Source organism: Acinetobacter sp. 18QD2AZ41W (assembly GCF_009829025.1).
GTDB lineage: Bacteria > Pseudomonadota > Gammaproteobacteria > Pseudomonadales > Moraxellaceae > Acinetobacter > Acinetobacter pseudolwoffii.
This window is the reverse complement of record NZ_WURP01000003.1, coordinates 128,402-143,120: the sequence shown is the minus strand read 5'-3', so window position 1 is coordinate 143,120 and position 14,719 is coordinate 128,402. Positions and strand designations below refer to the sequence as shown.

Below are 14,719 nucleotides of genomic sequence, written 5' to 3'. Positions count from 1 at the left end.
CCATGATGTTTTCATTCAGCTTCGTCTTCCTTATGAGAATATCCTTTCTCGACTCCCTGTGCTGATAAACCTAGAATACCTGGATTGCTCATGATTGCCCATCCGCAAGAAGCGCAAACTGATGTAAGCAATCTCTTACACTTTTCTCTTAAAAAGTTAAGAAATTTTGCCGCCATCTTTATAAGCCATGGCAATTTCATCGGTCACCATTTTTTCCTCTTTCTCTGCTTTTTGAATCCCCTCTTCTATGGCCTCTTGTGCTTCCTGCTCATCTTCATCGGTTTGCTCCAATTCTTCCTGAATATGCTCAAAGACCCGACCGGTTTGTAAAACCAGAAAGACCGGAAAATGATCAGAACCAATATGGGGCAGACGTTCCATATGGACCAGGGCAAAATCGATACTGTGAAATACGTGATCGAGCGACCAGCGAAAAAAAGGATAATCTGCATGAAAGGTGTTTACATAATGACGTCCGACGCGTGGGTCCAGTAGCCCGCTAATGCGCTGAAACAGCCGCGTAGTACGAGACCAGGCCACATCATTCAGATCCCCCATGACGATGCAACTTTCATCTAAATCTTTAATCTGATCCCCGACAATTAACAATTCCGCATCACGTAAAGTAGAATCCTTGGCTTCAGTTGGGCTCGGTGGTTTCGGGTGCAGACAGTGCAGCTGCACCGGCTGTCCCGAGCCTAAAATCACTGTGGTATGAATGGACGGAATCTCGTCGCTTAAAATAAACTTGACCTGGGTATTGCGAAGTTCCAGTTTACTATACAGGTGCATGCCATACAGGTTATCCAAAGGCACAGGCACACGATAAGGATAATCTGCTTCAATCACCGACAGTTCATTTTGCCAGGTTTGATCCGTTTCCAGCGTTAACACCAAGTCTGGCTGATGGGTCTGGATCTGTTCAATCAGTCGATGATATTGAGTATTGGTGGTCAGTACGTTCGAAACAATCAGGGAGATTTGCCGCTGCGGATCCAGTTGATCCTGTTTGACCTGCTTGACCTGTTTTTTCCAGATAAAGGTATAGGGCAATACCATTTTTAGCTGATAAGCCAAAGCCGCAATCAGGGCCACAAAAATCAGCTGATTCAAGACAGTCCAGGGATGTTCCACCACCAAAAACAGCACAAAGGCAATAAAGCCCAAGACCAGAATTTGTAAGCGTGGAAAATCCGCACCTCGAATCCACCATTCATCGCGTGGGATCAGTGACCAGAAACTTAACCAAATGACAATGATTGCCACAATTTGGATAACCCATATCATAAAGCGTGCTCTTAATTAAGTTATTATTTTTTCTGAAAGAAAAATGACGTTATCAATTTTGTATGTATCATAAAGCAGATATTTCGCTCAAGAATATTGATGTTTTGATTGTGTAGCACTTGCAGTTGAGTCCCTTTTTGATACACTCGAATCCCTTTAGAATTTTTAACGCACCGAGGCAAAGTGACATGAGAGTAGGTCTGGTCGGTTGGCGCGGGATGGTCGGTTCCGTCCTAATGCAACGTATGGTTGAAGAGAATGATTTTGCTCATTTTGAGCCATTTTATTTCTCTACCAGTAATGCAGGCGGTGAAGCGCCAGCATTTGGTGGTAAGACTGCCCCAGCACTTATGGATGCATCAGATATTAACAGTCTGAAGCAGATGGATGTCATTATTACCTGTCAAGGTGGCGACTATACCTCTGAGGTTTTCCCAAAACTGAAAGCTGAAGGCTGGAATGGTTACTGGATTGATGCAGCATCGACCTTACGTATGGATGATGAAGCCATCATCGTACTTGATCCGGTCAATATGCATGTGATCAAAGACGGTTTGGTAAAAGGCACCAAAACTTTTGTTGGCGGTAACTGTACGGTTTCCTTGATGTTGATGGGTCTAGGTGGTCTGTTCCAGAACAATCTGGTGGAATGGGCAACGTCTATGACCTATCAGGCAGCGTCTGGTGCGGGTGCGCAAAACATGCGTGAACTGATCAGCGGTATGGGTTATTTATACAATAACACCAAAGAATTACTCGATGATCCACGCTCTCCAATTCTGGATATCGATTCGAGAATTGCTGAATTACAACGCGGTGAAGGCTTCCCATCCAGCAACTTCGGTGTGCCTTTGGCCGGTTCACTGATTCCTTATATCGACAAGCAACTGGAAAGCGGCCAGTCGAAAGAAGAGTGGAAAGGCCAGGTTGAAACCAACAAGATTCTGGGCAACCAGCAGATCGTACCGATTGACGGTCACTGTGTGCGTATTGGTGCCATGCGTTGTCACTCTCAGGCATTGACATTGAAACTGAAAAAAGATGTACCTTTGGATGAGATCGAAGACATCATTGCAGGTGCCAATGACTGGTCTAAAGTGGTGCCAAATACTCGCGAAGCATCCATGACAGATCTGACTCCTGTTGCTGTAACAGGTACTTTAAGCGTTCCAGTCGGTCGTCTGCGCAAGCTCAACATGGGTAAAGAATACTTGGGTGCATTCACTGTCGGTGACCAATTGCTTTGGGGCGCTGCTGAACCATTACGCCGTATGCTGCGCATCCTGATTGATTATAAAAACGTTTAATATCCCGAGATGGATATAAAACAAAAAGCCGATCTTTATTGATCGGCTTTTTTATGTAACTATTGCGTAAGTATTTTACAAAAAACAAACATCCCGTTAATCTATAATTTTCGCTATGCGATAATGACTGAGCTCACAATTAAGATGACTGTATATAACAAATTAAAGCTTGCCATTTTAGCCATTGTTGCTTCACAGAATATTTATGCGATTAACGTAGATCCGGTTCAGATCCAGTCTGCGCCTGGAGAGTTACTCTATGCTGAAATGACCTTTCGACAATCTGATATGAATTTACCGATTGAGGTGAGTCTGGCTTCGCCTGAAGATTTAATGTCGATGGGTGCATCACATCAACCGCCTGGTCATCTGAACTTTTTCACCCGGCGTAGCAGTAATGGCACCGGAGTCATTACCATTACATCGTCTCGACCAATGACGGATCGGGAACTGAATATCATTATCAAAATTAAGGAAGGCAATGCTGCACGTTTGCAACATATCCGCACGCCTTTGCAAGCGAAAACCGATTTATTAAAAGCCAGTCTAAAACAGAATGAACGCCCACTTGCGCCAGTTGTCATGGTCAGTGAAAAAGATATTGCTTTAAACCTGCCAGTGACTACCCATTACAACAGCTCTCCAGCCACTTCAAATAAGCAACCGGTTTTAGAAAAGCCGCTGGCTGTGCAACATGTTAGTCCGCCGACATTGTCTAGCAGTTCAATTCCTCAAGCTGCACTCGCGCCAGCAGCACCATCGATTCCGGCTGCAGCGGAACCTATTCAGTCTTTAGCTGCAAATGAACCGGCGAGCAGAATGCCCTCAGATCAAGTTGCCCCAGAGCAAAATAAAGTATCTATGCAAAAACCGGCTGAGACTGGTTCTGAACATCAAAGCGCTTCCAGCGATCCATTGGTCAAGAAATTTGCCGAGGAACAGGCCAGAAAATCGGCTGGCTCAACTCCTCCTGTACAGACCCCAGCTCCAATTACAACAAAAGTTACACCAGCCAAGAGTGCCTCAGCCCAAGCTCAACCCACTTATATGGTTCAGTCCAATGAGTCGCTGTGGGGAATCGCATCACGAATTGCAGCAGAACAGCAACGTCCGGTTAATGAAGTGATGCAGCAAATCAAGCAAAACAATGAACATGCCTTTATCGGAGGAAATGCCAATCGTTTACGCAAAGGTGCAGCACTGAATTTAGCTATGATGAGTAGTGTAACTGCTCCGATCAAAGTCACCGCCGCCAAGCAGGCACAGACACCTTCTCAGCCTGCTACCAAAACTAAATACCGTCTGAATCAGGCTGAAATGAGTCTGGTTGCTGAGAACCAGCACGATTCCGGACAGCTTTCTGCAAACCAGAACACAGAACACAATCAAACATCGAAGGAATTGTCATTAAAAGTTATGACAGCCCGAGAAAAAACCGTTAAATTACAGAGAAACGTAACCGAATTAGAATTGGCACTCAATCAGAAGGATCACAGAATTCAATTATTAAATGCGCGTCTGGCCCAGCTGCAACAACAGCTTAAAGCCCAACAAGCAGATAAGAAGCCAGTTAATTAAAAGTTACACATGACGATTTATTGGGATGAGTGAACATTGAATACACTCTATCCTCAAGGGGTAAAACATGCTGATTTATGTGATTCCATTAGTGATATTGATCATCGTATTAATTGTCGTCAAAAAACGACAAGATGCTCAAGAATCAGATAAAGCAAAAACTAAAACTGTAAAAGCGAAAAAACCTGGCTCTGCTTCAAAAACTGCCCCACAAAAAACCAAAGTAGTTGAGCCAGTCGGGGTCGCAAAAAAATCAGCAACGCCATTATCCGCAGAAACGCGTAAAAAAATTGAAGGCCTGATTCAGGAACGTAATTTTTTTGCGGCCGAAGCTCAGATTAACCAGGCATTGAATCGCGACAATTCCCAGCATGAGCTCTATCTGCTGTTGTTAGATATTCATATCTTACAGAAAGATGAGTTTGCGATTTCACAACTGCTCAACCATATCCGTTCTTTAAATTTAGATGAGATTCTGGCGCAAGCTGAAGCCAAACAGCGTGAATTTGATCAATCTTTATCTGCTGTTCAAGATACGATTGATTTCCCAAGTGCACAGCTTAAAACTTCATCTGTACAGGAAACCTCGGCATCTTCCGATGCCTTTGCTGATCTGGTCGCTCCCGCTCCTTCAAATGAGCAGGCATTTGAACAGTTGCAACAAGAGTTTCAACCAAGCAAGCCAGCTCCAGCAATTGAGCCTGTTGCGGATATTCAGCCACTTGAATTTAATTTTGAACCGACAACTACGCCGGTCATAGCGCCAAAATCTGAAGAAACTCCGGTACCTGCTGTAGATTTTGAATTTCAAGATACTTCATCTGCTGTTGTGCAAACTACACCTACGGCAGCAACAGAAACCGCAGCTGTTTTAGATTTTAAACTGGAATTGCAGCAGGCTGCTCCAGTAGAAACAGCGGCTGCTGTATCTGAAGAGATCAAGCCTCTGGATTTCTCATTTTCTATAGGAACTCCAGCGCCTGTCGCCGAAAAAACCTCAGAACCAGCAATTGAGTTTGATCTGTCTAGTCTTTCTGCTGCTGCACCTGTGAGTGAATCTGCGACACAGACAGACCTTTCATCAGGCCTAGACTTTAAATTAGATCATGCAGAAACTAAACCTGCTGCAACAGGTGTTACTTTCGACATTCCTGCTACATCAGTTCAAACAGCCACAGACCAGCATGATCCACTGGTACAATCTTTCCCGGAATTACTGGACATCAATGAGGCCAGTCTGAATCTGGATCTTGCGCAGCAATATATTCAGCTCGGTGCCTATGTTGCCGCACGTGAGATCATTGCAGAGCGAGAAGCTGAATATACGGCCGAGCAACAGCAACGCGCAGAGCAATTACTGAATCAAATCGCATCTTGATGCATTTCGATTTACACTAAAGCAGTCAAGGGTTGGCTGCTTTTTTTATGATGAAAAATATTGCATTAATTTATATGGGTGGCACATTCGGCTGTGTCGGCGATCCACTTGCCCCGATGTCTGCGGATTTATTTATTCCCAAGCTCGAACAGATACTCGCAGACCAATATTTCGTTGAATGCCACCGCGCACCAGCCATTAAAGACAGTAGTGCCTGTACAGCCGCGGACTGGCTGCAATTGGTGCAGTTTATTCAAGAACTACAATCTCGAAAGATCCAATATTTTGTGATTATTCACGGTACAGATACGCTGAGTTATGCCAGTGCAGTCCTGGCACATTTTCTCGGCAACTCGGCACATGTGGTACTGACTGGTAGTCAATATCCGCTGCTGAATGCTCAGGGCAATAAGCAGCGCGAATTTAGTGATGCGCTGGATAATCTGAGATTCGCCCTAGATTCTGTCAGCATGTGTACCGCAGGGGTCTATCTGGCTTTTCATCATCAACTAATGCATGCCCAGACGGCACTCAAACAGCATACCACCGAGTTAAATGCCTTCTCAGGTCTTGAGGCCAACATTACAATCCAGGCCAGTCAGCAGTGTTATCAAGTCAAAGCTGAAGATATTAGGAAAGCCGCTGGATTTAACTGCATGAGTATCATGATGCAACCGATTGATCTGGCCCAGCAACTGAACAACCTGCACAGCTTATTAGCCAGACCACCGCATTTTTTATTTCTGCAAGGTTTTGGCACGGGTAATCTCGCTGTCAATGAGGCCCTGATCGCACTCATTGATCAACTCTATGACCAAGGCTGTCTCTCTGTACTGACCACCCAGGTGCCTTTTGGCGCGACAGATCAGCGCTATGCCATTGCAGAATGGGTCAATCACTGCAAAATTCTGCTGAATGAAAGTTATGGCCATGCGGATCTGTATGCAAAAGCACTGAAAATGTATTTACAATACGACACTGTAGAGCAATGGCATCGTCATTGGTACGATCAATAAGGTTTTGAGGTCATTATGCAGCGTTTTGCGGTGGGAATTGAGTTTTGTGGGATGCATTATCGGGGATGGCAGACTCAACAGCCGGGTGTTGCAAGTGTGCAGGAAACCATTGAAAAGGTACTGAGCCGGGTTGCCGATCAACCGATTAGCCTACATGGTGCCGGACGTACCGATGCGGGGGTACATGCGACCAATATGGTGGCACATTTTGATAGCGATGCCATTCGTTCTGAACGTGGCTGGCTGATGGGTTGCAATAGCCAGTTGCCCAAAGATATCTCGATTCAGTGGATCAAAGAGATGGATCACAGCTTCCATGCCCGCTTTAAGGCTCAGGCACGCCGTTACCGCTATGTGGTCTATAATCATCCTGTGCGACCTGCCTTGCTGCATAAACAGGTCACACATGTCTATGCTCCACTCGATATTGAACAGATGATGCTGGCTGCGAAAAAGTTTGAAGGTACACATAATTTTGAAAGCTTCCGTGCTGCAGCCTGCCAATCCAATCAACCGGTGCGCCATGTCAGCCACTGCCGTCTGATTCAGCATGGTCAATATCTGGTACTGGATATTCAGGCCGATGGCTTTCTGCATCATATGGTGCGTAATATCATGGGCTGCCTACTGGAAATTGGTCAGGGCATGTATGCTGCCGATCATATTGATAGTATTTTCGCGGCCGAAGACCGCAAAGCTGCTGGCGTGACTGCGCCTGCCGATGGTTTATATTTTATTCATGCCGACTATCCGGAGCAGTTTGAATTGCCTAAATTACCGTTGGGGCCGCATTGGCTGAATCTGCCGGAATAATTTTTAAATTTTTTAGAATATTTACCTCCCCTAACTCTTTCTGAAAGGAGGAGAATTCCTCCCTTTTTAAAGGGAGGTTAGGAGGGATTTTTAACGCTGCTTGCGTTTCCGATATTCCACTGGCGTTTCATTGGTCCAGCGTTTAAAGGCACGATAAAACGTACTTGGTTCCGAGAATCCGGTCAGATAGACAATTCTTTCAACACTTTCAGTGGTACTCGCCAGCAAACGCTTGGCCAGACGACAGCGATAATCCGAGAGAATCTGCTGAAAGCTGGTATGTGCCTCACTCAGTTGTGTTCTCAAACGGCGTGGCGTGATGTTCAGCTGGGCTGCCACAGTTTCTAGCGTGGTTTCGCCACTCTCCAAAGTAGAGCCGATTGCACGACGTACTTCACCGACCAGATCATATCTTGCCAGTTCCTGTAGCTTTTCAATGGCCAGTTGCTCATGCAGCTGCAACAGCTCAGGTTCAGCCTGCCACAGCGGATATTCCAGGATAGTCGGATCGAAATACAAACGAGTTTCTTTTTGACCTAAGCTGACCGGACACTCATAAACCCGGAAATATTCCTCGTCAGGAGCACCTTTGGAAAAATTAAAATCGATATAAATCGGTTCAAAACGTCCTTCGGTAATAAATTTGAAGAAACGCAGTACACCCGACATGGCACACTCGGTAAAATGACGATTGACCAGACTTTCAGCAAAAGGCTGCTCGCCATTGGTTAAATAGCAGCGACCATCTTCAATCACCAACTTGGCAGCAAAGGCATCGCTGATCAGTCGTTGATAAGCCAAGGCACGTTTCAGTCCCTCACCAAAATTTTCAGATGAAACAAACAGGTGTTCAATGACCTGACCACGATACAGTGGTAAATGTTCGCCCAGATGCAAACCAATATCCGGGTCCTTACTGACTTCTTCAGCTGCCACCCAAAAGGCATACTGAGCACTCAGCGGCGTACGGTCATTGGCCTCGACCTGATTTAAAGCAACTCCTGCTTTGGTCAAAAGTTCTTCTGTCGGCAAACCCGCACGACGAATCGCCTGATAGCCCAAACGCAATACGACTGATGCATCCGTTAGCTGACTCACTCAAAAGCCTTCCTTGTATGTACTTCATTTATACTTAAAAAGATTAATTTTAGATTAACTGCGATTGACCAAACTGACAACAGAAACCGACATTTTTTTAGTTAAAAAGTTTATCCTGATCGTTCGCTTATTTTACTGACAGATGATCAGTCTAACGCCCGTTTCACCTTGTATTTTGCAAAAAAATTGACTATAATTTGCGCCTTTCCAATTTATTCATTCAGGTAGGCTATGGCCAATAAAGAGGAACTCATCGAGTTCGAAGGCGTTGTCACCGAGACGCTTCCTAATACTATGTTCCGTGTACGTTTAGAGAACGGTCACGAAGTGATTGCCCACATCTCTGGTAAAATGCGTAAACACTATATCCGTATTTTAACTGGCGACAGTGTGAAGGTTGAAATGACACCTTATGATTTGACCAAAGGTCGTATCACCTATCGTGCACGCTAAGTTTTAGCGCAAGCAAAAGCCACTTTTAGTGGCTTTTTTATTGCTTTAATTTTTTATTGAAAAATAAAATAATTTGACACTGAACTATAAACTCCCGACTATTCATTTAATTAAAATAACATGTCTAAAAACCATGAATATGAAGTGCTTAGTCCTGCTGTGCAGCTTAATCCTCGTCGCCTGTGCCACAGGCGGCAAACATCACCTAAATCAGTCGCTACAACACTATGTCGGTCAAACTGCCGCACAGGTTCGCAGCCAGCTTGATCTGAGTGCAATGGGATTTAAAACCGCCCAGCAACCGATTCAGACAGCAGAGTTTCTCAGCTATACTATTTTTCGGGATATGAATACTCCGATGGGCACACCGAATATTAGTCAGAGTATCTCGATCGGTGCACCAATGCCTACGCCCTCAAATGGCGGTTATAACATCGAGATGAAATGCCAAATCCGGTTTGAGCTGAAAGATGAAATTGTCCAATCCGTTCGCTATACCGGCAGGGCTTGCTAAGCTGTCATCCTGTAGTCCAATTTTTTGGATGGATTGATGTTGAGTTAGCTCTCGCTCCCATCTGTGCCGCGTGTCAAATTACAACAATACCAATCACACTTCCTGCCTACACTATTGATGAGTCGTTCCTGTGCAGGAGTGAAATGATGCGATTTTCCTATCTCCAACTATCGCTCGGTATTTTGGCCAGTATTTTAATAGCGGGCTGTGCACATTCCCTTAATATGGGCCAATCTGACCGCGAAGCCTATTTGCAGCAGTTTATTGGACAAAGCAGCCAGCTGATCGATCAAACTCTAGATCTAAAACGTTTAGGTTATCAGCAGGTCAGTGGGCCTGAACTCAGTGCCCAGCAATTAAGCTATGTGGTACAGCGCCCTGTTGCAATTCCTTTTCCTGTAGCACAGTTTCCGGCAGCAGGCGGTGCCGTACCTATTCCGGTTCCTGTGAGTCCTTCAGGTGGCTATGACGTCAATCTGCAATGTAAGATCACCTTCTTACTCAAAGATAATATTGCCACCGCGGTACGCACCACAGGCCGAACCTGTTAAGCCGTTTAAGCTTTGAAATTTCTATCATAAAAAAACGCAGCTCAAGGCTGCGTTTTTTTGAATCGAAACAGGCTTAGTTCAATGCAGCAACGACTGCTTGACCCATTTCAACCGTACCGACTTTTTGCATGCCTTCAGACATGATATCCGCCGTACGCAAGCCTTGATCCAAGACCTGACCTACTGCATCTTCAATGGCTTTAGCAGCGGCTTCTTCACGGAAGGTATAACGCAGCATCATCGCCACCGAAAGAATCGTTGCCAATGGATTTGCCAGGTTTTGACCCGCGATATCTGGTGCAGAACCATGACAAGGCTCATACATGCCTTTAGCATTTTCATCTAGCGAGGCTGATGGCAACATGCCGATTGAACCGGTCAACATCGCAGCTTCATCAGACAGGATGTCACCGAACAGATTCGAGGTGACAATCACATCAAACTGCTTTGGCGCACGGACCAGTTGCATCGCAGCATTGTCGACATACATATGTGACAAGTTAATTTCTGGATACTGTTCTTCTTTCAACGCAGTAACGGTTTGTTTCCACAACTCAGTGACTTCAAGTACGTTGGCTTTATCCACTGAACAGACCTTGGCACCGCGCAGCTTCGCCATTTCAAAGGCAACTTTGGCAATGCGTTTGATTTCAGATTCTGAATACACATCCGTGTTATAACCTTGCTTCTCGCCATTTTCCAGTTCACGGATCCCACGTGGCTGACCAAAATAAATACCACCCGTCAATTCACGCACGATCAGGATATCCAGACCTGCCACGATTTCAGGTTTCAGACTTGAAGCATCAGCCAATTGTGGATAGAGAATCGCTGGGCGCAAGTTGGCAAACAGGTTGAGTTCGCTACGTAATTTTAATAAACCGCGTTCCGGACGGATTGAGCGCTCGATCGTATCCCATTTTGGCCCGCCGACGGCGCCCAATAAAATTGCATCGGCTTTTTTGGCCTGTTCTGAGGTCACTTCAGGATATGGTGAACCGTGGGCATCAATTGCCGCACCACCGAGTAAACCCTGTTCCCATGTCAAATCGAGATTAAATTTTTCATTTACACGATCCAGTACCTGCTCTGCCGCTTTGACAATTTCAGGACCGATGCCATCACCAGCTAAAATCAAAATTTGTTTAGACATGAGATTTTCCGTTTAAAGCGTCAGATTCAGACCTGACAAAGGTTAAATTTTCTTTTCTACAAACTCTGCAATGCCGTTGACCACATTATAAGGTTTGCAAAAACGACGAATGGTTTTTTGCTCTTGCAATAAATCCACGCAAAGCGGATCAGGTGCAGAGGCATTTAATAAACTGCTGCTACGCGCACTACGGTCGCGGAACATTTTCAAGGTATAAGTTTTGTTGGCCTGAAAGCGATGAAACACATGTAAAATTTCCGCTTTATCCTTACTGATTGGATAAAAACGGACGACTAATTCATGCTGTCCTGCGGGTACTGACAAGTAAATCGGATTGGCCTGATTCAAATTCTTAGCCTGCAAACGTACCAGTTTTTGCTTTCGCGCCTCATTACTGAGGCGGCCATTGTCGTTATTGACAATGATGGTCTGGTTTAAGCGCTCGAACTGGCAATCCGATGTTCCTTTACAGTAAATCAACGCATTGTTTTTGCTTTCGGCATTTTCTTTGGCATGTTTGAGCTTCATGGTATCGATGCTTTGACATGCAGTCATCAGCACCGACACCGTACTTAAAGCAAGCCACTGTTTCCAATAATTCGCCATAATGTCTGTCTTACCCAATCAAAAAACCCAATAATCTTCCGATATTAGCAAGGGCATCGCAGTCATGCTATGACAATTTTCGCTGATTTAGCCCTGAATTTCGGCAAATACCCATGGACGTGATTGTTTGGTTTTTTCCTCATAAGCACGAATGTCATCCGCAGCTTGTAAAGTTAAACCAATATCATCCAGACCATTTAACAGGCAATGCTTACGAAATGGATCGACTTCAAATTGAAAGCTTTCACCATTTGGTGTGCGTACTTCTTGTGCGTTCAAATCGATGGTGAGTTGATAACCTTCAGTTGCAAAGCATTCTTTGAATAACTGATCAACAATCTCTTCAGACAAAATCACAGGCAACATGCCATTCTTAAAGCTGTTGTTATAGAAAATGTCGGCATAGCTTGGTGCAATCACGGTACGGAAACCGTATTCTTCCAATGCCCATGGCGCATGTTCACGGCTTGAACCACAACCAAAGTTGGCGCGTGAAATCAAAATGCTCGCGCCTTGATAACGAGGTTGGTTTAATGCAAAATCCTTGTTTAAAGGACGTTTTGAGTTGTCTTGACCCAAATAGCCTTCATCCAGATAACGCAATTCATCAAATAAATTCGCACCAAAACCACTACGTTTGATTGATTTCAAAAACTGTTTTGGAATAATTAAATCGGTATCGACATTGGCCCGGTCTAATGGTGCAACGATACCTTGTTCAACGGTATATTTTTTCATTGTCTTTATTCCTAAAGAATGTCATCACTTTAAATCTCCCCTAACCCCCTCTTTATTAAAGAGGGGAACTTCCCCCTTTTCTAAAAGGGGGACTGAGGGGGATTTTTAGAAACTACGCACGTCAACAAAGTGACCGGCAATTGCCGCGGCGGCTGCCATTGCAGGACTGACCAGATGCGTACGACCGCCATTGCCCTGACGACCTTCAAAGTTACGGTTAGACGTCGATGCACAATGCTCGCCCGGTTGTAACTTGTCAGCATTCATTGCCAGACACATTGAACAACCTGGTTCACGCCATTCAAAGCCGGCTTCTACAAACACTTTATCCAGGCCTTCAGCTTCTGCCTGGGCCTTGACCAGACCCGAACCTGGAACCACCATCGCCTGCTTGATGCTTGCCGCAACTTTACGACCTTTGATCACTTCAGCCGCAGCACGAATATCTTCAATACGCGAGTTGGTGCATGAGCCAATAAAGACACGGTCTAATTGAATTTCAGCCAAGGCCTGACCGGCATTTAAACCCATATATTGATAAGCACGGTTCCAGTCATTGCGTTGTACCTCGTCTTTGGCTTGTTGCAAAGTCGGTACTGCCTGAGACACTGGAATCACCATTTCAGGAGAGGTTCCCCAAGACACTTGCGGCTCGATCTCTTCGCCTTGCAAGACCACAACTGTATCAAAGTGTGCATCTTCATCCGAATGTAAGGTATTCCAATACACTACGGCCTGATCCCACTGTTCTGCAGTCGGTGCATAAGGACGGCCTTTAACATATTCGATGGTTTTGTCATCGACAGCGACCATACCTACGCGTGCACCGGCTTCGATTGCCATATTACACACGGTCATACGACCTTCAATCGACATGTCACGGAACACCTGACCGCCAAATTCAATCGCATGACCAGTACCCCCTGCTGTACCAATCTTGCCGATAATCGCCAAGACCACATCTTTCGGTGTCACGCCCTGACCCAACTGACCGTCAACGCGTACCAACATGTTTTTCATCTTCTTTTGAACCAGGCATTGGGTCGCCAATACATGTTCAACTTCTGAAGTACCGATACCATGCGCCAAACAACCGAAAGCACCATGGGTCGCAGTATGTGAATCACCACAGACCACGGTCATGCCCGGCAAGGTTAAACCTTGCTCAGGCCCAACCACATGCGCAATCCCCTGACGGATATCATTAATATCAAATTCAACAATATTAAAGGTCTTGCAGTTGTCGTCCAAGGTTTGTACCTGAATGCGCGAAGTTTCATCTTCAATGCCGGCAACACCCTGTTCACGCTCTTTTTTCGAGGTGGGTACGTTATGATCTGGTGTAGCAATGTTTGCGCTTAAACGCCATGGCTTGCGCCCGGCGAGTTGTAAACCTTCAAATGCCTGTGGCGACGTTACTTCATGTAATAAGTGACGGTCAATGTACAGTAAGGCAGAACCATCATCACGTTGTGTTACTAAATGGTCATCCCACAATTTATCATATAATGTTTTTGCTGTTTGGGTTGCGCCTGCCATGTCGATGTACTCCACTGGACTGGGTAAATTCTTGCTCTGATTTTGATTATATCGCTGCTGTCACATAAATCTAATTTATCATTTTTATTAGTTAAAAAACTTTTTGGAATCTTTCAAAAGCTGAATAAAATCATGATTTCGCTGCATTCCCATAAATCTACTTTTCCGATCAATTTATTAAAAATATTCGTTTTTACAAATTAAATGAGAATTATTATTATTCCTGTATAGACAGAGATTTATATTTTGAGGAACTTCGACATGGCACATATCCAACGTTTTGTAGACAATAATCAGCGTATGTTTAAAAAGACCTTCAGCTATTACATTATGCACATCACGGTGGCGATGATTGTCGGTTATTTGGTGACTGGCAGTTTGGCCATGGCAATTGCCTTAAGTTTATTGGAACCCACAGTACAGGCAGTTGCGTTCTTCTTCCACGAAAAAATTTGGGAGCGCAATATCGAACAGCAGAATGAGGACATCACCGCCTGATCTTTTCTGTCGATGTTCCTGACCAAAGACCATCTCATCCAAGAGGGTCTTTTTTTGACGCTATTTAAATCCCAAGGCTTTGAAAATGTTTAGTAATGCAGCAATGCAATACAAACAAGCGAATTATGCTTTGATTTATTCTTAAAAAATAACAATAATATAATTACACATAAAAATTCTTTATAGGTGA

Annotated in this window: 15 protein-coding genes; 9 read left to right on the top strand and 6 right to left on the bottom strand. The window is 44.7% G+C overall.

The window, feature by feature from the left end; genetic code table 11:
- Positions 1-156 precede the first annotated feature (156 nt).
- Positions 157-1,287, bottom strand: coding sequence for an endonuclease/exonuclease/phosphatase family protein (locus GVV58_RS06560; protein ID WP_159516210.1), 1,131 nt, complete (start codon positions 1,285-1,287; stop codon positions 157-159).
- 188 nt (positions 1,288-1,475) lie between these two features.
- Between GVV58_RS06560 and asd the strand changes: the two genes are divergently transcribed.
- The 5 genes from asd to truA all read left to right on the top strand — a co-directional run bounded on the left by asd (position 1,476) and on the right by truA (position 7,379).
- Positions 1,476-2,594: an aspartate-semialdehyde dehydrogenase gene (gene asd, locus GVV58_RS06555; protein WP_159516209.1), complete on the top strand. Its 1,119-nt coding sequence runs from the start codon at positions 1,476-1,478 to the stop codon at positions 2,592-2,594.
- A gap of 123 nt (positions 2,595-2,717) precedes the next feature.
- A complete protein-coding gene (locus GVV58_RS06550; RefSeq protein ID WP_159516208.1) occupies positions 2,718-4,172 on the top strand; it encodes a hypothetical protein in 1,455 nt (484 codons plus the stop codon).
- Positions 4,173-4,239: 67 nt separating this feature from the next.
- Positions 4,240-5,550, top strand: a complete 1,311-nt coding sequence (locus tag GVV58_RS06545; protein ID WP_159516207.1) for a fimbrial protein FimV — start codon at positions 4,240-4,242, stop codon at positions 5,548-5,550.
- Between the two features lie 47 nt (positions 5,551-5,597).
- The gene (locus tag GVV58_RS06540) at positions 5,598-6,566 is read left to right on the top strand and encodes an asparaginase (protein WP_005172835.1); all 969 of its coding nucleotides are present in this window, start codon (positions 5,598-5,600) and stop codon (positions 6,564-6,566) included.
- 15 nt (positions 6,567-6,581) lie between these two features.
- Positions 6,582-7,379 carry a tRNA pseudouridine(38-40) synthase TruA gene (gene truA / locus GVV58_RS06535; protein WP_005095479.1) on the top strand — a complete coding sequence of 266 codons (798 nt, stop codon included), beginning with the start codon at positions 6,582-6,584 and terminating at the stop codon, positions 7,377-7,379.
- Positions 7,380-7,469: 90 nt separating this feature from the next.
- Here truA and GVV58_RS06530 read toward each other — a convergent pair whose 3' ends face one another.
- The gene (locus tag GVV58_RS06530) at positions 7,470-8,477 is read right to left on the bottom strand and encodes an AraC family transcriptional regulator (protein ID WP_159516206.1); all 1,008 of its coding nucleotides are present in this window, start codon (positions 8,475-8,477) and stop codon (positions 7,470-7,472) included.
- Positions 8,478-8,708: 231 nt separating this feature from the next.
- Here GVV58_RS06530 and infA point away from each other — a divergent pair, with 231 nt between their 5' ends.
- The 3 genes from infA (at position 8,709) to GVV58_RS06515 (ending at position 9,995) form a co-directional block, all read left to right on the top strand.
- Positions 8,709-8,930, top strand: a complete 222-nt coding sequence (infA, locus tag GVV58_RS06525; protein ID WP_001284370.1) for a translation initiation factor IF-1 — start codon at positions 8,709-8,711, stop codon at positions 8,928-8,930.
- Between the two features lie 133 nt (positions 8,931-9,063).
- The gene (locus tag GVV58_RS06520; protein ID WP_159516205.1) at positions 9,064-9,444 is read left to right on the top strand and encodes a hypothetical protein; all 381 of its coding nucleotides are present in this window, start codon (positions 9,064-9,066) and stop codon (positions 9,442-9,444) included.
- 146 nt (positions 9,445-9,590) lie between these two features.
- On the top strand, positions 9,591-9,995 hold the full coding sequence (locus GVV58_RS06515) for a hypothetical protein (protein ID WP_159516268.1): 405 nt from the start codon (positions 9,591-9,593) through the stop codon (positions 9,993-9,995).
- Positions 9,996-10,068: 73 nt separating this feature from the next.
- On the opposite strand, the gene leuB is transcribed toward GVV58_RS06515, so the two are convergent.
- The 4 genes from leuB to leuC form a co-directional block, all read right to left on the bottom strand.
- The gene (leuB, locus tag GVV58_RS06510; RefSeq protein ID WP_159516204.1) at positions 10,069-11,148 is read right to left on the bottom strand and encodes a 3-isopropylmalate dehydrogenase; all 1,080 of its coding nucleotides are present in this window, start codon (positions 11,146-11,148) and stop codon (positions 10,069-10,071) included.
- Positions 11,149-11,190: 42 nt separating this feature from the next.
- Positions 11,191-11,754: a hypothetical protein gene (locus GVV58_RS06505; protein WP_005095471.1), complete on the bottom strand. Its 564-nt coding sequence runs from the start codon at positions 11,752-11,754 to the stop codon at positions 11,191-11,193.
- Positions 11,755-11,841: 87 nt separating this feature from the next.
- Entirely contained in the window at positions 11,842-12,492 is a 651-nt protein-coding gene (gene leuD / locus GVV58_RS06500; RefSeq protein WP_100329281.1) for a 3-isopropylmalate dehydratase small subunit, read from the bottom strand.
- Positions 12,493-12,597: 105 nt separating this feature from the next.
- A complete protein-coding gene (gene leuC, locus GVV58_RS06495) occupies positions 12,598-14,031 on the bottom strand; it encodes a 3-isopropylmalate dehydratase large subunit (RefSeq protein ID WP_100329282.1) in 1,434 nt (477 codons plus the stop codon).
- Positions 14,032-14,292: 261 nt separating this feature from the next.
- Here leuC and GVV58_RS06490 point away from each other — a divergent pair, with 261 nt between their 5' ends.
- Positions 14,293-14,529: a DUF2061 domain-containing protein gene (locus tag GVV58_RS06490; RefSeq protein ID WP_005172852.1), complete on the top strand. Its 237-nt coding sequence runs from the start codon at positions 14,293-14,295 to the stop codon at positions 14,527-14,529.
- The last annotated feature ends 190 nt before the right edge of the window (positions 14,530-14,719 follow it).